This is a genomic window from Rufibacter hautae, assembly GCF_008271695.1.
GTDB lineage: Bacteria > Bacteroidota > Bacteroidia > Cytophagales > Hymenobacteraceae > Nibribacter > Nibribacter hautae.
Genome location: NZ_VKKY01000001.1, coordinates 1,100,039 through 1,122,653, shown reverse-complemented (window position 1 = coordinate 1,122,653; position 22,615 = coordinate 1,100,039). Strand labels below are relative to the sequence as shown.

Sequence of the window (22,615 nt, the reverse complement as noted above, 5' to 3'; positions counted from 1 at the left end):
TCCTTCAAAACTGATTACAGAAAATGCCAAAGTTTTTTATTACCGCATTACTCCTCCTTTTCTTTGTAGGCTTTTCCCAGGCCCAGGAACTGAAATCGCCCAACGGGAAATTCAGCATGCGCTTCTCGCTGCAGGGAAACGGGGTTCCCACCTATACCCTCACCTACAAAGGCAAACAGGTCATCAAGCCCAGCAAACTGGGTTTTGAGCTGATCACCAAAGGCGCCGCGACGGCCTCGGGCGGCTCAGATGCCAACATGGAGCAGAAAGCCGTGAACCTGCAGGGCTCCCTGCACGACAACTTCACCGTCACCGATACCAAAACCGCTACTTTCAACGAGACCTGGAACCCGGTGTGGGGCGAGGTGAAAACCATCCGGAACCACTACAACGAATTGGCCGTGACCATGAACCAGAAAGGCACCGACCGCCAGATGGTGGTCCGTTTCCGGTTGTTCGATGATGGGCTGGGTTTCCGCTACGAGTTCCCTACCCAGAAGAACCTCACCTACTTCGTGATCAAGGAGGAAAGGACGCAATTCGGGATGGCCGGTGACCACACCGCCTACTGGATCGCGGGCGACTATGACACCCAGGAGTACGACTACACCACTTCCAAGCTGTCTGAGATCAGGGGCATTATGGCCAAGGCGGTGACGAACAACTTGTCGCAGACTACGTTCTCGCCTACCGGCGTGCAGACGTCCCTCATGATGAAAACCAAGGACGGCGTGTACATCAACCTGCACGAGGCCGCCCTGATCGATTACCCGGCCATGCACCTGAACCTGGACGACAAGAACCTGGTGTTCGAGTCCTGGCTCACGCCCGATGCCCAGGGAGCCAAAGGCTACATGCAGGCGCCGCGCAGCACGCCCTGGCGCACCGTGATCGTGAGCGATGATGCCCGCGACATCCTGGCCTCCAAGATGACCTACAACCTCAACGAGCCCAGCAAAATCAAAGACACCTCCTGGATCAAGCCTACCAAATACGTGGGTGTGTGGTGGGAGATGATCACCGGCAAGAGCACCTGGTCTTACACCAACGACTACCCCACCGTGCAGCTGGGCATCACCGATTTCTCCAAAGCCAAACCCAATGGCACCCACGGCGCCAACACGGCCAACGTGAAACGCTACATTGACTTCGCGGCCAAGCACGGCTTTGACGGCGTGCTGGTGGAAGGCTGGAACGTGGGCTGGGAAGACTGGTTCGGGAACTCCAAAGACTACGTATTCGATTTCGTGACCCCGTACCCAGACTTCGATGTAAAGGGAATCCGCGATTATGCCAAATCCAAAGGCGTAAAGATGATCATGCACCACGAGACGTCTTCCTCGGTTCGCAACTATGAGCGCCACATGGACAAAGCCTACCAGTTCATGAAAGACAACGGCTACGATGCGGTGAAAAGCGGTTACGTGGGCAACATCCTGCCGCGCGGCGAGAACCACTACAGCCAGTGGATCGTGAACCACTACCAGTATGCCATCGAGAAAGCCGCCGAGTACAAGATCATGGTGAATGCCCACGAGGCGGTGCGCCCTACCGGCGTGGCCCGCACCTGGCCCAACTTGATTGGGAACGAGTCGGCCCGCGGCACGGAGTACCAGTCGTTCGGTGGTTCCAAGCCTAACCACGTGACGTTGCTGCCTTTCACCCGTTTGATTGGTGGACCGATGGACTACACGCCGGGCATTTTTGAGATGGACCTGAGCAAGCTGAACCCGCAGAACAAATCGCACGTGAACAGCACATTGGCCAACCAATTGGCGCTTTATCTCACCCTGTACAGCCCGCTGCAGATGGCCGCCGATCTGCCTGAGAACTATGACCGCTTCGCGGATGCTTTCCAGTTCATCAAAGACGTGGCCGTGGACTGGGACGATAGCAAATACCTGGAGGCAGAGCCTGGCGAGTACATCACAGTGGCACGCAAAGCGAAAGGCACTGGCCAGTGGTTCCTGGGCAGCGTGGGCGGCAACGAGGCCCGCACCTCCAACATCAAGCTGGACTTTCTGGACAAAGGCAAAAAGTACGTGGCCACCATCTACGCCGATGCCAAAGATGCCCACTACAAAACCAATCCGCAGGCCTACAACATCCGGAAGGTGAACGTGACGAGCAAATCCAAGCTGTCACAGTTTGTGGCCCTGGGCGGCGGGTACGCCATCAGCTTCGTGGAGGCGCCTGGCAAATAGTTTCAGGCCCAGATTCCATAAAACACAACAGAAACGGGTTGGCGGGTTTTCCGGCCAACCCGTTTCTGTTTTATACCTTTTCAGCTTCCTGCCGCTGGCAAGACCCTCGTGTGTTTAGGAGCCATTTTCAGAAAATCAACCGAAAATCAAAGGGGAAAACACAAAGGTCTCCCTTGTACAAGCTACTTTTTCTTGGCTCTTTGGTGCGTAAAAAGGGGAGATGCGCAGAAAATTACGCACCCTAATACAGGTCTTTCTAAGGGATAAAATGCAGCAGGGAAGCAGAAGTTGTACGTATATGTGTGCGCAGTAAAAGAAAAACGCCTGTAATGCTTTGCAAAACAGGCATTTAAAAATTTAACTGTGGTCGCGTAGGGAGTTGAACCATGGAATGCTAATCGTAGTAATTCTCTGCAACTGAATTTTGATTGCAAAAGTCCTAAATTTCTTTGTCCGATAATCTTGCACCTTCTGCGATAACGGAGGTAGAGCAGAGTGGAGGCCCTTTGGAGTCTTGCAGTTGTCAAGCATAAGGTAATAAAGGCCTGTCATATAATGCTTGTGGCAAAATCACTTTTTGAGGAGTAGGTTTCATGTTATAATGTAAAGGCCTTCCACAATTACTTGCAAGTAGTTGGACAAAGGACCTAATTTGTTAAAAATGGATTTCCCATAAAGGGTTAGATTGGTCCAACCCCGACAGTTTACCTAACCTCAAACATCACTGATCAACAACTAAAATTTGATCGCTATATTCTTGATTTATGGCGTAACAAGTTCCTTTTCCTGCATACTCTTTAATCCAATACTTGATCTCCATAGATTCAAGTTTTTAGGTAGTAAATGCCAAAAGAAATCTAAGCCTTTATTAGTATCATATAAAAAATATCATAATAAGCAAAAGATTTATTTTATATAGGATTAATATAAGAAATTGCTGAGACAGAACGGTTGAAAGGATTTCTAAACGTAATCCTAAAAGGATTTTAGAAGGACTGAATTTTAGGGAATGTTAAAAATTGTTAATTACTAAGTCAAAATTATTTCCACTTTTATTTTTCCCTTCTAAAATAATCCTTTATAATTTGTAGGGATCTTATGGAGTGAGCATATCTTGTTTAAAGACAAAAATAATTCTGGAGAAAAGCCTCTTTAGTGCTCCCTGAAGTGCTCCCTGTAGTTCCCCCTGTCTTGATTTTATTGCTCCCTAGTTAAATGTTAATTATTAAGTAATAGGTTCTTACGAAAATTTGAACCCTCTTTATTCCCCTCCTGTGAATCTTGCCTTTTTTATTTTACTGTTTTAGGTTTGCACATATTAAATCAATCATTTATCCATTTAAACATGAAAAATGTCTATTTGAACCCGCGTGAGTAAAAAGGGTGAAAGAGTGACCACAGGAAGCGGTACACAGGTGTTTAGAGCCTGGAGACCGGTTCCGAAAGCAGACGGAAAATCCGTCTTGTTATCAGAATCAATAGCTATTGAATTAGGAAATTCAATCGGCTTTTTGGTTGAACTATTTAAACCTTATTTTGAGGAGATGGTCCGAGAAGCCATCTCCAGCCAATTCCCTGCCAAGGAAACGAAGGAGCCGGAGGACTCCCTGCTCACCGTAAAAGAAGCGGCAACGCTGCTCAGCGTAACGGAAGCCACGATACATGCCTGGAAGAAGAATGGGAGTATCCTCTTTCGTCGGAAAGGCCGCCGGGTGTACTTCAAGCGCAGTGAGCTGCTGGCCTCGCTCAAGCCCGCCGACATGGGCAGGCACAACTAACAACACTTTCCAAACCAAAGGTAGCAGGCCCGCAAGGCGGGTCCTGCCACCGCTTTGCCAAATCACAAACAAATCGAAACATGACTACACGAATCCATGGAGTGGCCGAAGCCGAACAAAAAGAATACATTAAGCTAGAATCTGGAACCTCGCTCGACTTCCTGGTGCCCGCTGGGCTGGACTTGAAGTCCGTACTACCCGAGCACAGGTGGAAGAAGCACCATCTGCACGCCTATGTCTGCCACATCATCAATGAGAAGAGGATCATGGGGCGGAAAGGGGAGGAGGAAAATCCCTACGTCCACCTATGCAGCAAGGACCTTGAGAGAATGCTGACCACAAAAGAGTGCAAGAGGGTCGTCTTGGATTTGGAGGAGGCTGGGGTGATTGAACTGGACGGAGAATTTAGGGCAGGCAAGGAGGGCAGGCCGGGCAAATGCCTGGGTTACCGGTTCACCGAGGTCTATGCCAGCCAAAGGCTCTATATAGAGACGTTCCACAACAGGGTGCTCCTCAGGAAGGTGCAGGCGTCGGAAGCTATTATTCTCCCGGAGGACGAGACCTTCAGGTACCTCCACAGGCAGCTGGGGCGCCTCGGCATTGACCTGCAGAAAGCCTATAAAAGTGTAACCGGTGGAGGGGCTTTCTGACGGATCGATTTCGGCCGCGGGTTCAGTTGCACCCCTGTGATGTTCTCCTTACCTCGTCAAAAGAATCCGGCTCTATCCAACCTCGTCACCACTGCACTCATAGGGCTTCTCGGTCATAAATGACACCTGCCGGCCAGAAGTAACTGCCTTCGTTCCAAAGATGGAAGGCTTTCCTTAGCCAAACCCGATCAGAGCTGACTGCCTGCCGGTCAAAAATGAGAACGCTATTGTAGCTGACTCCTTCAAAAATGAGAACGCTTCCTTCAAAAATGAGAACGTTATTGTAGGTGATTCTTCAAAAATGGGGACGCTATTGTAGCTGCCCCCGTCAAAAATGAAGGGGATATCCTAGGTTCCCCATTCAAAAATGAAGGGGTTAAGGTGTTTAACTTGCTAATTAATAGCTCATTGAAGGTAATGGCGTAGCTTATGCAAAAATGGGGAAGCCCTGATGGCGGGATGTCTTCCTCAAAATTGACGGCGGTAGCGGTTTGTACAGGATGGTTATTGGTTATTCATTTATGCACCACACGGCGCGCTATTTTTTATCCTCTTTAATTTCCCACCTCATACCCTTATTCTAACATAACTCCCAATCCATTCCCTTATTCTAACATAACTCCCAATCCATTCCCTTACCTCCTTATTATTATGCATACCCCATCCCTTCTCTCTCCCCATTCCCCCTATGTTCTCACTTTTTTAGACTTCAACGTGTCCGCGAAACTGTACCGTTTGGAGAAGATACACAGGGCCACCATTGGGGAAGTCCCATGGGAGTTCAAGGTGGACGGAAAGACGGGGCGCCTGTTCACCAACCTCACCAACCTGAACAGGGACCTCCGGCGGTTCCTGCGGCTGGACACTGGCCAGAGGATCGTGGGCATCGACATCGGGGAGTGCCAGCCCTTCCTGCTGGGAATGATGCTTCTGGAGCGAGCCTCTTCCCTATGGCCGGAAGGCCTGCCCGTAGACGTAGACCATTACCTTAAACTCACTGGGGAGAGGGGGTTCTACCGCTTCATTATGGACCGCTGCGGGATCGAGGAGGAGGAGCGGGACGCTTTCAAGAAGACCATCTTCGGGGGCATCCTCTATTGCTCCTGCTGGAAGGCCGAGGATCTCAATAACTTGGCTGGAAGGACCTTCATCGAACACTTCCCGAGTGTGTATGCCGCCGTCAAGGGGATGAAGGGGAAAAATCGAAGCACCCTGCCAGTCCTGCTGATGCGGAAGGAGAGCGAGGTCATCATCCACGGGGTGTGCCGGAAGGTGGCCGAGCTGGGGGAAGAGGGTTTCTTCATCGCCACTATCCACGACTGCATCCTCACCACTGTGGACAAAGCAGATGTGGTTAAGGAAATGCTTAAAGGAATATTCAAGGAGAAATACGGCAGCGCGCCTACCCTTAAAATGGAAGAAATCAACTAGGAAAGAGATGCTTTTGTTACCATTACTTCCAAACTTACGCTGGTAATTCACTTTATCAGAGACCATAGAGACAAACCCTTGTTTTTTGGAATTTTAAACAGGGCGGCTAATCAAGTCTATTTTATGGCTTATTTATAGCTTACTTTAGTATCTGTAGTTTAACTTATCTGGGCTTTTCCGCCGCGCACTCGATTAAGAGCGAAAAGGCTTAGTGCAATTGTACAGTAGGGGAAGAAAGGGGCCAAATCTCTGTATGATCTTCAGTCAATTTTGAGTGCAATAAGTCGGTGAAATATAAATATTTAAGTATGAAGAAAGGATAACAACATAGTTATTGATAAATTTATAAATATATGATGGTGAAGTTGCGATTAGGTATTATCGCTTTAGGAGTTAATACTATGGTTATTAGGAGTTAATACTATGGATATTAGGATCTATACTAATTGCCATCAGGGTTAAAAGGAATCAAAGGTCGGGGAATAAGCAATAGTTGATAAAGCCATTGTTTACTCGAGGGAAAATTTAAGATTTGGATCTTCTGCTTGAGCGCACAAAAAAGAAAGCAAAGGACTTGAGAGAAGTAGAACTCAAGCAATTCATGAAGAAGAAATTGGGTATAAATTAAGAATAGAAAATATAGCAGAATTGAGCTAGGTGTCCGAAATGTATCCGAACAAAAGTAAAATGTCCCTATAATTGGGTTTAAGGGGCGTTTGTGTGGCCTCGCCGGGAATCGAACCCAGATCTAAAGTTTAGGAAACTTCTATTCTATCCGTTGAACTACGGGGCCAGTCAATGCAGGACCGCATTTGCTATCTGCAAAAGTAAAGCAAAATTAATCTCCAGGAAATTTTAGAACCATTAAATCTAACGCACTAAAAATTTTTTACTTCTTACTGCTTTACCTTCTCCTGCCCCAAAGAAACAATTAGTTGGGTTAGGAGCAAAGGAAATGCCTTGAGGAATTAGTTTAAAAGTTGATTTAAAAGAAAATAATGAAAATTAAGGCAATAATTGCCAGAGTAATTCATTAAATAAGAAACAAATTGCGTAAAGTAATTCGTAGAGGAATTAAAAGGGAACAATTGGCAGCTTTAAGCTGAAGATTCAACGTTATTTATATATTTGCACAGAATTCATTCTATAACAACCTAATTACTATGAGAGATCAACTTAAAAGCAAGCTTGACAAGATGCAAATGGAGGTAATCCGCGATTGCCAAAATGTAGAAGATGTTCAATTGATGCTAGGTATTTTTAGCCAAATGAATGAGGCTTTGAATCAAATTCCAGATTCTTTGAACAAGCCTAAAGGCGCAAAAAGAGGCCGTAAGCCAAAAAGCGCAGACGCTAATTCCTAGTAAGGACCTTAGGTTAATTTAGAGGAGTGAAGGAGACCATGCAGATGGCCCATCACTCCTTTTTGTTTTAGGGCCATTTTGAGGTAAACAAGGCAAAAAGAACTCGCTTATCAATTTAATTCGCCCCCAAACGGAAATTGATCCGTGGAGTATTCTTTAAAAGGAAAAGTGAATTTGGGCGCTATTCAAGTTATTTGCATGAGGCTTGGATGACACTGCAGTAATAACCTAATGGCTTCCTCTGGCTGTATTCTAAGCCGTATTAAGGAGGGCAGGGAAAAGAAGTTGAGGAAAATTTTCAACATCTGCGCCTGAAAGGCAAAGGAAGAGGCCATATTCACGTATATGTGGCGTTGGAAGGTAATCCAACAAGAGGATGGAACTGGTTGAGATTTCAACTGAACGGCTTCTGACTTAGAATTTATCCATGGAGTCAACAGTAACCAATATTTCTTTAGCGCCCCATGATGCGGATGACACGCAGCCAGCCTTGCTGTTCATCCCTGATATAAGCGGCTTCACCCGGTTCATGCATGAAAACGGGGTGCAGTACAGCCGTAACCTTATCGCCGATCTGCTGGAGATCATCATTGAGGCCAACATCCTCAACATGGAAGTCTGCGAGATACAGGGAGACGCCATCCTGTTCTACAAGATAGGAGAGGCCCCGGCCATTGACCAGATTGTGAGCCAGTGCAAGCAGATTTTCCTGGACTTTCAGAACTACCTGCGCATCATGGAGCGGGACGATATCCTGTCCAGCCCCAAACTCTCTGAGAACAAACTCACCCTTAAAGTAGTGGTGCATTACGGGCGCATCAGTGTGACCCAAATACGGGACCATATCAAGCTCATGGGCACCGATGTGATCCTGGCTCACCGCCTGTTAAAAAACAGCATAGAGGGCTCAGAATACGTGCTCCTGACTGAAGGCTACCTCAACACCCAGGACCCCGAGGCGGTGGCGCAGAACTTTGAATGGTCTCAGCTCAAAGACGGCATGAACACCTATGAGCACGTAGGGGATATCCGCTACAAATACGCCTTCCTTACCCCGCTGCGCCTCCTGGTCACAGACCCAGAGGCTGAGCACACGCACAAGCAGTATCCCAACACGTTTTCCTTGAAGGATTGTATCAAGGCGCCCGCTGAGTTGGTGCTGCGGGTGATTCAGAACTACCGGCTCAAGCCCAAATGGATGCACCGCGTGAAAAGCGCGCGCTTTGACACCAAGAAAGTGAACCGCATTGGTACCAACTACTTCTGCGAGATGGAGAAAGGGGGCTCCATTGAAATGCAGACCTTGCAGAGCCGCGTCACGCCAGAGAAGATTGAGGTCATTGAGAAGATGGCCAACTTTAAGATGTTCCCCAATGCCCTCATCTTCTATCACCTGTACCAAGAGGAGGGCGGAACGCAACTCACCCTGGAATTCCATTACAGCCGGGTATCCGTGGGCGATTATTTCTATGACAACTTCGGGCGCAAGCAGATCAAAGGGTTCATGAAGGCCTCTTTGCTGCAGTTGAAGCACCTTTGTGAGCAACTGCACCAGAACCGCCAGAAATAAGATATAAAGGTTAAAAGCAGAAGGGGCTGCCGTTTCTACAACGGCAGCCCCTTCTGCTTTATGTTACTCTATTGTTTTATCTAGAGATGGCAATCACGAAGGACAACACCGTTAAGATAATCCCGATCATGAAAATGGTGTAGGAGATGCGTAGCAGGCGGTACTTGTTTTTGAGCACGTCTCCCAGGTAATAGATATCGGTGATCATGTTGTTGTAGAGGGCGTTCTTGTCGCGCATGATGTCATGCATGCCATTCTGGAAATCTTCCAGCGGGATTTTGGTGAAATTCCCGAAAAACAGCAGGTTAATGCGACGGCTGGTGAGCTTATCGGGCCGCAGGCGAAAACTGGTCACCTCCGGCTGCGCCGAGATGATGGCTGAGATCACCGACGCCAGAGTGGTAGCCAGCAGGATGCCCACCGGGATCATAAGGATAGGGTTACGCGTGAACTCAGCCCCGATGATGGAGGACTTGGTGCCCAGGTACGTGATAATGATAGACATGATGATGGCGTTGAGGCTGATCATCATGTTGGCCTTGTTGTCTGCGATGGCACTCAGACTGATGTGGTTGTCATAGGTGCTCTTGAACATGGTCTCAATACCCCGTTTGGGCTGGGCCAGGTCTTCGCGGTTTTTCTTCTCCTTTTTCTTTTTCTTCTTGGCCAGTTCCTTCTGGTGGTCGCGCTGCTCCTGTATGTTCTTGCTGAGCTGTTTGGAGAACTTGGCCTGGGCCGGCTGGGTCCGGAAAGACACCGAAAGCAGGAAGTCAAGCTGGAACTGCGCCCACTCCAGGTCAGAGAACGTACGGTTTTGGTAAATCTCCCACTCCACGCGCAGGAGCTCAGCGGTGGCAAAGAAAGTCTCCTTACCAATATTGGCAATGTCGGCGTCTACCAGAAGGTCTTCCAGCAGGTGGTGCGTGGTGCTGCCCTGTTTGGTGGCCATGATGCAGGTGTTCACCATCGAGATCTTCTCTGGAGGGTATTTCTCCTTCTCCAGAAAGGCGGTGGCAATCTCTACGCTTTCCTCTTCATGATTCTCATAGGTGCTGATGTAGCCCGTGTCATGGAACCAGGCGGCCAGCATAAGGATCTCCATTTCCTCGGGGGGCAAGTTGCACCCCTGGGCCAGTTCCCTGGCCTCTTTTACCACCTCAAACGTGTGTTTGTAGTTGTGGTAAACCAATTTCTTAGATAGTTTCTCTTTGAAAAGCGTGAACACGTAGTTGCCAGCTTTCCGGATGAGATCTTCGTTTTCCATAAAGATAGGTGAGAGCGATATTGCCCGTAGCACTTGTCTAAGGCAGCAAAAGGGCTGCCCGCAATAGAGTTGAATCCAAAGGTGTACAACGCGAAATCGGTCTTTAAGGTTAGCAGTATTCCATTTCGCGCCCCGGGGAAGATCCTGGCCGCAGCCTGCGGAGATGCTGTTTCAAGGCCATTTTCAATAAAACAGCCCTGAAACAATATGCTGCCATCTGCTGGTCGCAGCTACGCCAGGCGCACCGCCCTGTAAACCGGAGGTCCTGTAAGTGGCTCTTCAGTAGAAAGCTAGCGAATCAGGACATGTTCTGTCTACAGGTAGCCATGGTCTTCTGGCAGCGGTTTAGGGGTTGTTTTCTGAAAAACGGTGCTAAAACGGGCAGGCATATGATAGAATCCTCATCAGGATAGAAGAATTAAAAGAATCTGCCCAGGCAAAATTTCTTCTAACCCTAGCCCCCCTGCGTACGTCATACAGGCAAATATTATCCGGAAGCTATTCTATAGGGTTGTTGATAATCTCTGAAGGCCGCGCTCCGTATAAAGACCATCTTTTACCTCTTTAAGATACTTCCCGGCCCGTCGGTTATTGCCTGGGCCCGCAGATTGAAGCTTTGGCATCTATCGTTCATGAAAAAAAAATACTGTCTCCTCTTCTTACCCTTTGCCATTTTCTGGTTCGTGCAAGCATGTACCACGGCTAAACCTTATTATGCCCGCAACGTCTTGGACTGGCAGTCACAGACGCCCAAGGATACCTCCGAGATTATCTACAGCGTGTTCCTGATTGGAGACGCCGGCGCCCCGCTTACTGACAAACCAGACCCCACGCTCATGCACCTGAAGTCCCAGATTGACCGGGCCGGGGAAAAGAGTGCCGTAGTGTACCTGGGCGATAACATCTACCATAACGGACTGCCCGCGCCAGACGCCTATGACCGTAAAACCGCCGAGGCCCGCATGAAGGCCCAGTTGGATATCCTTAAAGGCTACAAAGGCGAGAAGTACATGATCCCCGGCAACCACGACTGGGGCGGGGGCAGCGGAACCCCAGACGGCTGGGAGGCCGTGGTGCGCGAAGAGCGCTTTGTGGAAGAATACCTCGCAGACAGCAACATTGTAGTAGGTACCGATTTTTTTGTGCCGGGCAACGGCTGCCCTGGTCCCTTTGAAGTACTCATTGAAGAAGAGATCGTCCTCATCGCACTGGATTCACACTGGTGGCTGCACCCCTTTGACAAACCCTACGGCGACGACAACCCCTGCGGCGTCACCAGCGAGGTAGACGTGTTGGTGCAGTTGGAAGACATCATCCAGAAAAACAAAGACAAAAACATAGTAGTGGTGGGCCACCACCCAATGTTCAGCAACGGGATTCACGGGGGGTACTTCACCCTCACAGATCACCTGTTCCCGCTCACCATCCTCCGCAAGGGTTGGGTGTTGCCGCTGCCGGTCATCGGGTCTATCTATCCACTGGCGCGGAAGTACGGCGGTATTGCCCAGGATATTCCGCACCCCAGCTACCAGGCGTACATCAACGGCCTCATGACCGTGTTCTCCAAGTATGACAACATTGTGTACGCGGCGGGGCATGAGCACAACCTGCAGTATTTCAAAGTAGGCAAACTGTCGCACATTGTGAGTGGGGCGGGTTGCAAGACCCAGCACGTGAAAAACGGCGGAGACGCGCTCTACGCCGAGAAGTCGCAGGGGTATGCCCGCATCAACTATTACCGCAACGGCGAGGCCTGGGTAGAGTTCTACGCCAAGAACGATGATGATGAGCCGGCCAGGCTCTCCTTCCGGATGCCCATGTACGCCAAGGCCAAACCAGAGACCGAGCAGATGGCCGTCTCCAAGGAAGACTATAAAGACAGCACCATCACCACGCCAGCCAACAAGACCTATGGCGGGGGCGCGTTCAAGAAAGGCTTGCTGGGAAACCACTACCGTAGAGAATGGCAGACGCCGGTAAGCATTCCCCTGTTGGATTTGCAGCGCGAGAAGGGCGGTCTGGTGCCGTACCAGAAAGGCGGCGGCAAGCAGACCTCTTCCCTCAAACTCCGCAACGAGGAAGGCCGCGAGTACACCCTGCGCTCTGTGAACAAAGACCCAACCAGCGTGCTGCCCGAAGCACTGCAGCGCACCGTGGCCCGCGACATCTTGCAGGACCAGATCTCGGCGCAGCATCCGTACGGCGCCTTGGTGGCCGCCAAACTCGCCGATGCCGCCGGGGTGTACCATACCAACCCTAAACTGGTGTACATTCCCAATGATCCGCGCTTGCGCCAGTACCTGGATGAGTTCAACAACACTGTGGCCTTCCTGGAGGAAGACGCCGACGAAGACCACTCAGACGTAGCCAGCTTGGGCAATGCCACCAACATCATTGGCACCGAGAAACTGCTGGAGCGCAAGCGCAATGACCATGACAACCAGGTGAACGAGCAGGAATTTGCCCGCGCCCGCCTGCTGGACATGCTCATTGGCGACTGGGATCGGCACGAAGGGCAGTGGCGCTGGGTAGAAACCAGATCTGGCGAGGATAACCGTACCTACCGGCCTGTGCCCGAAGACCGCGACATTGCGTTCTTCAAAGCCGACGGCATCATTCCCTGGCTCGTGAGCCGGCGGTGGGCAGTGCGTAACTTCCAGCACTTCGGGAAAGATTTCGGGGACTACAAAGGCCTCAACCTCTCGGCCCTTTCCGCAGACCGTACCTTCCTGTCCAGCGTGACGCGCGAGCAGTGGATCACCTTGGCCAACGACCTGAAAGCCTCCATGACTGACCAGGCCATTGAGGAAGCCGTGCGCCAGATGCCGCCGGAAGTGTACCCGCTCTCGGGCCCCGAGGTGGTGGCGAACCTCAAATCAAGACGTGATCTGTTGCCGCAAGTAGCCGAGAGATATTACCTGCACCTGGCCGAGGACGTGGACATTGCCGGCTCTGACAAGCGCGAGAAGTTTGAGGTGCGCCGCATTTCAGACGACGAGACTGAGGTGACCATGCGCAAGATCAACAAAGAGGGCGAGGTGACCAAAGTGCTTTACCGCCGTTTGTTCAAAAACAAGGAAACCGAGGAGATCAGGCTGTACGGCCTGGGAGACGATGACATATTTGAGGTGACCGGAACTACCAAAACCGGCCCTATGGTGCGCATAGTTGGGGGCGAGGGAAACGACTCCATCTCAGACAAGTCCTGCGTGACAGGCCCGGTACGCAAAACCAAGATCTATGACTTCACCGGCGAGAAAAATCAGATAGACTTTGGCACTGAGGCCGAGGACAAAACCGAGGCCTTTGAAGACGTGAACCTCTACGACCGCGACAACTACAAGATCCCTTACTTTGGGCCCCGGTTGTCCATAGAATACAACGTGGACGATGGTCTGTTCCTGGGTGGCGGCGTGCTGTACCGCAACCACAAGTTCCGGAAGAAGCCGTACGCCTCTGAGCATTACCTGCGGGCGAACTACGCCTTCGCCACCCGCGCCTACAACATCAGGTATGACTCTGAGTTCAAGCAGATCTTGAACGACAAGCTGGACCTGGGGATAAGAGCCGCCATTTTCGGGCCGCAGTACCAGATCAACTTCTTCGGGCTGGGCAATGAGACAAGGCAGGAGCGAGATGACATAGAATACTACCGTGTCCGGTTAGCTCGCATGATGGTGTCTCCTACCATCAACACCAGTTTCACCAACTTCGTGAAGATGGGCATCGGGCCGTTCTATGACCGATATGAGCTGCAGCATTACCCCGGCCGCTACGTAGACGAGATCTTCTCCGAGGAAGTCTTCGGGGTGGAGCAGTTCACGGGGATAAGGGGCTTCCTGAACCTGCAGGCGGTGAGCACCCCGGTGAACCCGCGCATCGGGTTAAAATGGCTGAACGAATTCTCCTACTCCCGCCAGTTGGGCGGGGAAGGCCGAAACTTCGGCCGCGTTGGTTCTGAGTTCATGTTCTACATAGGGCCGCGCTTGCCGTTCCAGCTTACCCTGGCGGCAAGGTTGGGCGGGGCCTACAACTTCGGGGATTTCCCGTTCTACCAGGCCAACACCTTAGGCGGGCTCACCAACCTGCGCGGATACCGCCGCACCCGTTTTGCCGGGCGTAGCTCCGTTTACCAGAACACCGAGGTGCGGGCAGAACTCTTCAAGTTCAACGTGTACCTGTTCCCGGGTAAATTCGGGATCATGGGGCTCGTGGACCACGGCCGCGTGTGGGCAGACAACGATGACTCCAACAAAATACACCGCGGCGTAGGCGGCGGTATCTGGATTGACGTGCTCAAGCAGGCCGTGATCAATGCCACCTACTCCGTAGGCGAAGATGATAAACTGTACAACGTGAATTTTGGCTTCCTCTTTTAACATGTCTCTTACCACACGTTCATTTCACCGCGCCGCTACTATGAAAAAGCTCTTTCTCTTGATGGGTATTTTAGGCCTGGTTTTTACCAAACAGCCGGTAAACGCCCAGGGTTTTTTCTCTGATTCTTTGAGGGCGGCCCAGGACACCACCGATGCAGAGGAGTTAGCCAACCCGTCCGTAGTGGGCATGGGCAAAAGCAAGGGCATCATCATCAGGTATGAGCGGTTGCCGCGGTTTGGGATGCACTCAAGGGGGCAGCAGAGTTCCGTGGAAGATGCCCGCGCCGATGTGCTCAAAAGCAACCGCTTTGAGTTCAAGGCCTATGCGCCGCTGGTGAACAACCCGCACTTCAAGCTGGTGCTGGGCGGCAGTTACTTTCTGGAGGAGTTCAACTACAAAAAGCCCGAGACGCAGCAGTACCCTTTGTACCAGCGCCTGGAAGACAAGAACCTGCGCTCCCTGGACGGCCAACTGATCATGCTCAAACCCCTGAACCGCAAAAACTACCTCGTCTTCAGGGTGAAGGGTGAGCTGAACGGTGACTACGGCAAGTACAGCGACATCAGCCTGACCCGCTACCTGAGAACCTCCATGGAGGCCATTTACGGCTGGAAGAAAAGTCCTTACCTGTCTTACGGGGTGGGCGTGCAGCTGGGCTACGCGTTCGGGCGGCAGACCATTTACCCGGCCTTTCTGTACAACCGCACCTTCAACGACAAGTGGGGCGTAGAGGCGCTGTTCCCGGCCAACGTCACCTTCCGGCGCAACTTCTCAGAGAAATCGCTGCTGTATCTGGGTTACCGCATTGACGGCTCTACCTACAACATCAACATCAACACCGAGCCCTTCAACCAGTACGAGACCGTGGAACTGCGGAAATCGGAGATCAAAGCCAGGCTTCGCTGGGACCGGGAGATCTATGACTTCATCTGGTTCGCGCTGGAAACAGGGTACCGCTACAACCACAAATTTGACTTGTACGATGGCCGCCAGCGCACTGCCAATCCGTTGATCGAAACCCATATCAAAGACGCGGTTTTCTTCAATGTGGAGCTGTTCCTGGTGCCGCCGCGCCGCTTCCTGAAACAATAACCGTTCTGTTTAGGGGCCGATTTCCTGAAAACGGCCCCTAAACAGAACATCCGTTCACCTCAAACCAAAAAGCATAGGGCCGATATCAGAAGATATCGGCCCTATGCTTTTGTGGGTATGGATGTATATCTGAGGTCCTAGGTTGCCGGAAGGCCGGCCTGGGTGGCTTTTTCTTTCAAGAGCCGGTAAGCCTCACCCTGCGCGTGCACAGACAAGGTGGGGTCATCAGAGATCCAGTACTGGTTGTCTGAGAGGCGGGCTTTCTGGTTGTCTTTCATGTGCAGGTCCAGCATCTGGCGGGTTTCCTGGCGCAGAACAGGGTCATACACGGGGAAAGCCACTTCCACGCGGCGGTTGAGGTTGCGGTTCATCCAGTCTGCCGAGGCGATAAAGATTTTCTCCTCCCCGCCGTTCCCGAAGACGTAGATGCGCCCGTGCTCCAGGTACCGGTCCACGATGCTGCGCACCGAGATGTTCTCGCTCAACCCCGGCACGCCCGGAATCAGGCTGCAGATGCCGCGCACCAGCAACTCTATCTTCACGCCGGCCTGGCCGGCCTCGTACAGCTGCTTGATCATGCGGCTGTCTTGCAGGGCGTTCATCTTGGCCACAATGTAGGCGGGCTTCCCGTTCCGGGCCAGCTCCATTTCGTGCTTGATGAGCTTTTCCAAGCCGTCGCGCAGGTTGAAGGGCGCCACCAGCAGGTGCTCAAACGTCAGGTTGGTGTTGCCGTCCACCAAAAAGTTGAAGACCTTGGACATCTCGCTGGTGAGCCGTTGGTCGGTGGTGAAAAGGGCGTGGTCGGTGTAGATGCGCGAGGTTTTCTCGTTGTAGTTGCCGGTGCTCAGGTACGCGTAATGGGCAGTCTGGCCGTCTTCCTGCCGGGTCACCAGGCCAATCTTGCTGTGCACTTTCAGGTCCGGAACCCCGTAGATGACGTTGGCGCCGGCTTTCTCCAGTTTGCTGCCCCAGTAGATGTTTGATTCCTCGTCAAAGCGGGCCTTGAGCTCCACCACGGCGGTGACCAGCTTGCCGTTCTCGGCGGCCCTGATGAGCGCCTTGGCCACCTGTGATTTATCGGCTACGCGGTAGAGCGTGACGCTGATGCTGGTGACGGCGGGGTCATCGGCGGCCTCTTCCAGGAAGCGGAGCACGTAATCAAATTTCTGGTAAGGGTAATGCAGCAGGAACTCCTGCTCTTTCATGGCTGCCAACAGGCTGGGCGCTTTCTCCAGTACCGGGTGCGGCAAGGGCGGTTGCGGCGGATAGTACAGGCCCGGAATGTCAAACTTGGGAAACCCAAAGAAGTCCCGGAAGTTGTGGAAGCGGCTGCCCACCACCAGTTCATCGGTGGTGATGCCAATGTGCTCCAGCAGTGCGTGCAGCATGGGCTCCGGGGTCTTTGGGTCATAGAGGAGGCGGCTGGGCCGGCCGGTTTCCCGTTTCTTGAGGCTTTTCTTGATTTTGGCCATTAAATTGCCCGATACCTCCTCCTCAATGTCCAGCTCGGCGTCGCGGGAGAGTTTCACGGCGTAGGCCTCCACCTCGGCAAAGCCGGGGAATAGCTCGGGCAAACCCACCCTGATCACATCGTCCAGGAGCATGACGTAGTGTTCGCCCTGCTCCACGGGCAATTGCACAAAGCGGCTCCCGTGTTTCTGGGTAGGAATTTCCAGAATGGCGTATTGCTCTGCTTCCTCCTGGGCCTGCGGTTTCAGGCGCACGATGAGGTACACGGTCTGGTCTTTGAGGAACAGCGGGCTCGCGTTGGCGCTGAAGATAATGGGCACCAGAAGCGGCTTGATAGTACGCCGGAAATAGTCCAGCGCCATGTCGCGCTGCCCGTCTGTGCACTCGGTCTCGTCTATGAGGTGGATGTGCTCGCGGCGGAGCTCCGGCAGGATCTCAGTCCGGAAAACCTGCCCGAATTCCTGCTGCTGCCGTGACACCTCCGCAATGATCTCGCCCAGTTCCGGCAGGGGATCGTCTTCCAGTTTCTCGCGGGTCTTTTTCTTCAGCTTAGCCAGGCGGCGCATGGTGGCCACCCGCACCTTGAAGTATTCATCCAGGTTGGAGGAGAAAATGGCCAGGAAATTCAGGCGCTCCAGCAGGGGCACCCGCGGGTCTTTGGCTTCCTGCAGCACGCGGTAATTGAACCTAAGCCAACTCAGTTCGCGGCTTATCTGCGGAACTTCATCAACCAGGGATTTCTCCTGCGAAGGTTTGGTAGGGTCTGTATTGTCTTTTGCCGACATTCAGGTGGAGTTAGGAGGGGCAGAACGGGCCCTCGTTAGCGATAGTTTTTTGGGAAATCGAAGAAAAGGAGCTTGGCGTTGTCTTTGGAGATCTGGCCCCAGTAACTGCAGTCAAAGCTGAGGCCCACAATGCCGGCCGTAGGAATGTTGGCGATGCTTTTGTCTGGGCTGAGTTGGTTGGCAAGTTCAGTGAAGGCGGGGTTGTGCCCCACCACCATCACGTGGTTGTATTCATCTGGCAGAGACTGGACAAAGATGAGTAGGTCCTCAGAGGAGATGAGGTAGAGTTCTTCCTGCACCCCAATCTTGTCTGGCGCGAAATTCAGTTCCTTGGCCACCAGCGTAGCGGTGGTGATGGCCCTCACCGCTGAACTGGAGACCACCAGGTCAAGCTTTATTTCCCTTTCCAGCAGCTCCTGGCCTATGAGGGGCGCATCTGTGCGGCCTCTTTTGTTCAGAGGACGGTCATGGTCACTCAGTTCCTCGTACTTCCAGCTGGACTTGGCGTGGCGTAACAGATATAGCGTTTTCATTTGGCTTACATAACATGAAAGCCACAACTGTGGGGCAGCTGCGGCTTTCATGTTTACTGTTTACGCCTGAAAATAGTTGTCCTGGCAAGGGTGCCCGGGTGCCCGTTCCTGAAGAGGTGTTTAAGGCTTGTTTTCCTTAAAAGAGGCCCTAAACAGACCTACTCTACCTGGGGAGCATTATGCGGGTAGCGCTCAAAATGGATCTTAGACACCTGCTCCATCAAGACCTGGCGCAGCTCATCAATATTGGCCCGGTCTGTGGCCGAGATAAAGATGGCCGGGGTGTGCTGCTTGGCCATGTAAGACGATCTCAGGTCGTTGATGTCTGGAAGGGCGTCTGGGTTTTCCTCTTTCAGTTCCTGCTCGCGCTGGGCCAGGTACAGGTCGGTTTTGTTGAAGACCAAGACTATCGGCTTATCCGCCGAATGGATGTCTTTCAAGGTGTCATTCACCACCCCGATGTGCTCCTCAAACGAAGGGTGCGACACGTCCACTACGTGCAGCAGCAGGTCAGACTCCCTGATCTCGTCCAGCGTGGACTTGAAGCTCTCAATAAGTTTGGTGGGCAGTTTTCTAATGAATCCAACCGTGTCTGAAAGCAGCAGCGGAATGTTCTCAATCACCATCTTGCGCACCGTGGCGTCTACCGTGGCAAACAGCTTGTTCTCGGCGAAGACATCGGCTTTGGTGAGCAGGTTCATGATGGTGGATTTGCCCACGTTGGTGTAGCCCACCAGCGAGACGCGCACAATGCCCGAGCGGGACTTGCGCTGCTCATAGTTCTGCTTCTCAAACTTCTCCAGCTTTTCCTTGAGCAAGGAGATCTTGTCCCGCACAATCCGTCTATCGGTCTCGATCTCGGTTTCCCCTGGTCCGCGCATGGCCACGCCCCCGCCTTTCTGGCGGCTTAAGTGGGTCCACATATTGGTAAGGCGGGGCAGCAGGTAGCGGTACTGGGCCAGTTCCACCTGTGCGCGGGCGGTAGCAGTCTGGGCACGCAGCGCGAAGATGTCCAGGATAAGCAAACTGCGGTCTATGATCTTCACCTCCAGCTCGCGCTCCAGGTTGCGCACCTGCGAGGGGGAGAGGTCATCGTCAAAAATGACCATGTCTACCTTGTGCTCTTTTACATAGGCGATGATCTCTTCCAGTTTGCCTTTGCCCACGTAGGTTTTGGCGTCTGGCTTGTCCAGTTTCTGCACAAAGCGTTTGAGGGATTTGGCGCCCACGGTCTCGGTGAGGAACGCGAGTTCATCCAGGTACTCTTTGGTCTTTTCATCGGTCTGCCGGTATTCAGGCACGGCCACCAGCACGGCGGTCTCCTGTTCTTTGGCAGTGATATGGAGTTGGTTTTTCATGTAGTACGGTTACTTTTTAAGCAAAGTGGAATAGAGCGCCAGCGTCTCCAGCTCCTGCTCAGAGAGTTGGGAACTGTAGCCCGGCATGAGGCCGCGGCCATTGGCGATGACTTCCCGGCGTTCTTCCACGGTAAGGGTGCTCTCTTGCAAATTAGTGGCGCCACTGGATCCTTTCTGGCCATCCGCGCCGTGGCAGTTGGCGCACAGAGCAGTGTAAATAGCCTTGGTGTTGTCCAGCTGCGTTCCCTCCAGTTGGGCCACGATAGGATTGCTGGCCTTTCCCGGATGGGGAGAGGCGGTTCCTACTTTTCCGTTGGGGGAGACGGCCACGGCTTCGCCTTTATCAGGACGCATTTTCAGGCTTTTGGTTTCGGCCACTCCGTAGACATACAGGAAAATGAGTACTCCTACGGAGGTCAGGACTTTGCTGTGCCGCCTGATGCCCACAATGGAAAACGGGATAGCAGCCAGCACCAGCACCACTTTTACCAGCAGCCAGGAGGGAAGCGGCCCGTTGTAGTTGAGCAGTAGATAGCCTCCACTTACCAGAATGAGCGTACCGGTCACTATGTCCAGCATTTTGGTGGAGGAGCGGGTCTTGTTCAGGGTCTCGTGTTTGCCGGCGAAAAGCAGGAACGCCTTCACTAGAAACAGGAGCAGGAACAGGACTACTACCAGAACATGGATGTGCAAAGAGGCGGTGGTCACGGTGGTGTAAGTTGGTAACGGAGGCTTGGTTTACGTGCAAAGTAAGTACAATGGCGCTGAAAACCGCCTAACCCCTTGTAGATTCTGTGCGTAGGAGCGGGTTGCTGCCAAATCTGCTGCTATCTTTGTCTTTTGCTTTCCTTTACCCCATGCGTATTGCCATTGTTATCAACAAGTCCTGGAATATCTTCAATTTTCGCCTTAGTTTGGTCAAAGCCCTGTTGGCGGCCGGGCATGAAGTTGTCGCCATCGCCCCCGAAGATGCCTATTCTGCCAAGCTGGTAGCCGAGGGATGTCAGTTTGTTCCGCTGCCCCTGGAGAGCAAAGGCACCAACCCGTTCAAAGACATGCTGCTGGTGCGCAAGTTCCTGAAGGCCTACAAAAGCGTGAAACCCGATGTGATTCTGCAGTACACCATCAAACCCAACATCTACGGCTCCATTGCGGCGCATCTGGCGGGGATTCCTACCATCAACAACGTGTCTGGTTTGGGAACGGTGTTCATTGTGCAGAACCTGGTGTCTAAGATTGCCATGGCACTGTACCGGTTCTCGTTCCAGTTTCCGGCTAAGGTGTTTTTCCAGAACTCAGATGACAAAGCGCTTTTCCTGGACCGCAAACTGGTGCGCGAGTCCATCACGGAGGTGATCCCCGGCTCAGGCATTGACACCAAACGCTACCTGCCGGCCCCTGAATTCAAGCGTCAGCATCCGTTTGTATTTCTGATGGTTTCCCGCGCACTTTATGAGAAAGGCCTGGTGGAATACGTGGAGGCCAGCAAAATCCTGAAGGCCAAACACCCCGAGCTGCGCATCCAACTCTTGGGCGCCATTGACGAGGAAGGCAACATCGGGATCAAGCGAACCCAGGTGGAAGCGTGGGCGAACGAAGGCTGGCTGGAGTACCTGGGCACCTCAGACAACGTGGCCAGCATTGTACATGGCGCCGATTGCGTGGTGCTACCGTCTTACCGCGAGGGCACACCCCGCACCCTGCTGGAAGCCGCTGCCATGGCCAAGCCCATTGTCACTACCAACGTACCCGGCTGCAAGGAAACCGTGATTGACGGTTACAACGGCTACCTCTGCGAAGTCCGCAACGGCGCAGACCTGGCCGCCAAAATGGAACAGGTGTATCTGCTCTCCAATCCAGAGTTGCAGGCCATGGGCCACAACAGCCGCCGTCTGGCTGAGGAAAAATTCGATGAAAAATTTGTAATTGATCGTTATTTTGCGGCAATTGAAGGAGCAACCGGAAAAATAAGCCGCCAGATAAAATAACGTATTATATGCAAGTAAGGAACTTCCCGTTAGCGGGAGTGATGGAGATTACTCCAAGGATTTTTGCCGATGATAGAGGAGCATTTTTAGAGACTTTTAGTGAGAGAATGTTTGCCGAGGCAGGCATCTGCGAAACGTTTGTCCAGGACAACTTATCCATCTCCAAAAAAGGTGTTTTACGAGGGTTGCATTTTCAGAGGCCTCCCTTTGCACAGGCAAAACTGGTAAGTGTCACTGTAGGCAAAGCCCTAGATGTAGTCGTAGACATTCGCAAAGATTCGCCTACTTACGGGCAGCATGTTACCTGTCTGCTGGATGCCGAGAAACGTAATTCCTTTTTTATACCGGTGGGGTTTGCCCACGGATTTGTGGCGTTGGAGGAAGGCACTATTTTCCAGTACAAATGCAGCAATTATTACCACAAAGATTCTGAAGGCGGGTTGCTCTGGAATGATCCTGCGCTTGGAATTGAATGGGGGATTGACAAACCTTTGGTTTCAGAGAAAGACGAGATTCTTCCTACTCTGGAAGGCTTTGACTCTCCTTTCTAATACTTGTGTCATGACAGTAACAAAAAGCCTCTGCAACACTGCGGAGGCTTTTTGTTTTGTGCCTGTTTTCAAAAAAGCAGGCACAAAACGGATCATTTGAAAATAGCGATGCATATAATCTATCTCCCTTAGTTCCCTTCCTGCAGTCTACTTCTGTTTTCAGCTTGATTTTAAGAAAACGCCCGAGAAACAATCAG

The 22,615-nt window shown here is 52.0% G+C and carries 15 protein-coding genes and 1 tRNA gene; 10 read left to right on the top strand and 6 right to left on the bottom strand.

The genetic code is table 11. The features are described from left to right. Positions 1–23: 23 nt before the first annotated feature. From FOA19_RS04235 to FOA19_RS04220, 4 genes are all read left to right on the top strand, one after another. Positions 24–2,204, top strand: a complete 2,181-nt coding sequence (locus tag FOA19_RS04235; protein WP_149089527.1) for a glycoside hydrolase family 97 protein — start codon at positions 24–26, stop codon at positions 2,202–2,204. Positions 2,205–3,748: 1,544 nt separating this feature from the next. Beyond that, positions 3,749–3,982, top strand: coding sequence for a helix-turn-helix domain-containing protein (locus FOA19_RS04230; RefSeq protein WP_149089526.1), 234 nt, complete (start codon positions 3,749–3,751; stop codon positions 3,980–3,982). Between the two features lie 80 nt (positions 3,983–4,062). Then, on the top strand, positions 4,063–4,632 hold the full coding sequence (locus FOA19_RS04225) for a hypothetical protein (RefSeq protein ID WP_149089525.1): 570 nt from the start codon (positions 4,063–4,065) through the stop codon (positions 4,630–4,632). 735 nt (positions 4,633–5,367) lie between these two features. After that, the gene (locus FOA19_RS04220) at positions 5,368–6,063 is read left to right on the top strand and encodes a hypothetical protein (RefSeq protein ID WP_149089524.1); all 696 of its coding nucleotides are present in this window, start codon (positions 5,368–5,370) and stop codon (positions 6,061–6,063) included. Positions 6,064–6,784: 721 nt separating this feature from the next. Here the strand turns inward: FOA19_RS04220 and FOA19_RS04215 are convergent. After that, positions 6,785–6,856 (bottom strand) — tRNA-Arg (locus FOA19_RS04215). Positions 6,857–7,226: 370 nt separating this feature from the next. On the opposite strand from FOA19_RS04215, the gene FOA19_RS04210 reads away from it, so the two are divergent. Next, positions 7,227–7,427: a hypothetical protein gene (locus tag FOA19_RS04210; RefSeq protein WP_149089523.1), complete on the top strand. Its 201-nt coding sequence runs from the start codon at positions 7,227–7,229 to the stop codon at positions 7,425–7,427. 427 nt (positions 7,428–7,854) lie between these two features. Then, positions 7,855–8,997 carry a DUF2652 domain-containing protein gene (locus tag FOA19_RS04205; protein WP_149089522.1) on the top strand — a complete coding sequence of 381 codons (1,143 nt, stop codon included), beginning with the start codon at positions 7,855–7,857 and terminating at the stop codon, positions 8,995–8,997. A 76-nt stretch (positions 8,998–9,073) separates the two neighbouring features. On the opposite strand, the gene FOA19_RS04200 is transcribed toward FOA19_RS04205, so the two are convergent. Continuing rightward, positions 9,074–10,261, bottom strand: a complete 1,188-nt coding sequence (locus FOA19_RS04200; protein ID WP_149089521.1) for a Pycsar system effector family protein — start codon at positions 10,259–10,261, stop codon at positions 9,074–9,076. A 632-nt stretch (positions 10,262–10,893) separates the two neighbouring features. Between FOA19_RS04200 and FOA19_RS04195 the strand changes: the two genes are divergently transcribed. Together FOA19_RS04195 and FOA19_RS04190 are read left to right on the top strand one after the other, a co-directional pair. Beyond that, positions 10,894–14,640, top strand: a complete 3,747-nt coding sequence (locus tag FOA19_RS04195; protein WP_149089520.1) for a metallophosphoesterase — start codon at positions 10,894–10,896, stop codon at positions 14,638–14,640. Between the two features lie 40 nt (positions 14,641–14,680). After that, on the top strand, positions 14,681–15,733 hold the full coding sequence (locus FOA19_RS04190; protein ID WP_149089519.1) for a DUF6268 family outer membrane beta-barrel protein: 1,053 nt from the start codon (positions 14,681–14,683) through the stop codon (positions 15,731–15,733). 137 nt (positions 15,734–15,870) lie between these two features. Here the strand turns inward: FOA19_RS04190 and ppk1 are convergent, their stop codons facing one another. The 4 genes from ppk1 to FOA19_RS04170 form a co-directional block, all read right to left on the bottom strand. Next, a complete protein-coding gene (gene ppk1 / locus FOA19_RS04185; RefSeq protein ID WP_149089518.1) occupies positions 15,871–17,988 on the bottom strand; it encodes a polyphosphate kinase 1 in 2,118 nt (705 codons plus the stop codon). A 35-nt stretch (positions 17,989–18,023) separates the two neighbouring features. After that, positions 18,024–18,521, bottom strand: a complete 498-nt coding sequence (locus FOA19_RS04180; protein WP_149089517.1) for a SixA phosphatase family protein — start codon at positions 18,519–18,521, stop codon at positions 18,024–18,026. A 158-nt stretch (positions 18,522–18,679) separates the two neighbouring features. Then, a complete protein-coding gene (gene hflX / locus FOA19_RS04175; RefSeq protein WP_149089516.1) occupies positions 18,680–19,879 on the bottom strand; it encodes a GTPase HflX in 1,200 nt (399 codons plus the stop codon). A gap of 9 nt (positions 19,880–19,888) precedes the next feature. Continuing rightward, a complete protein-coding gene (locus FOA19_RS04170) occupies positions 19,889–20,587 on the bottom strand; it encodes a c-type cytochrome (protein WP_149089515.1) in 699 nt (232 codons plus the stop codon). A gap of 149 nt (positions 20,588–20,736) precedes the next feature. Here FOA19_RS04170 and FOA19_RS04165 point away from each other — a divergent pair, with 149 nt between their 5' ends. Beyond that, a complete protein-coding gene (locus tag FOA19_RS04165; RefSeq protein WP_149089514.1) occupies positions 20,737–21,867 on the top strand; it encodes a glycosyltransferase family 4 protein in 1,131 nt (376 codons plus the stop codon). Positions 21,868–21,875: 8 nt separating this feature from the next. Further along, positions 21,876–22,418 carry a dTDP-4-dehydrorhamnose 3,5-epimerase gene (gene rfbC, locus FOA19_RS04160; protein ID WP_149089513.1) on the top strand — a complete coding sequence of 181 codons (543 nt, stop codon included), beginning with the start codon at positions 21,876–21,878 and terminating at the stop codon, positions 22,416–22,418. Positions 22,419–22,615: the final 197 nt, after the last annotated feature.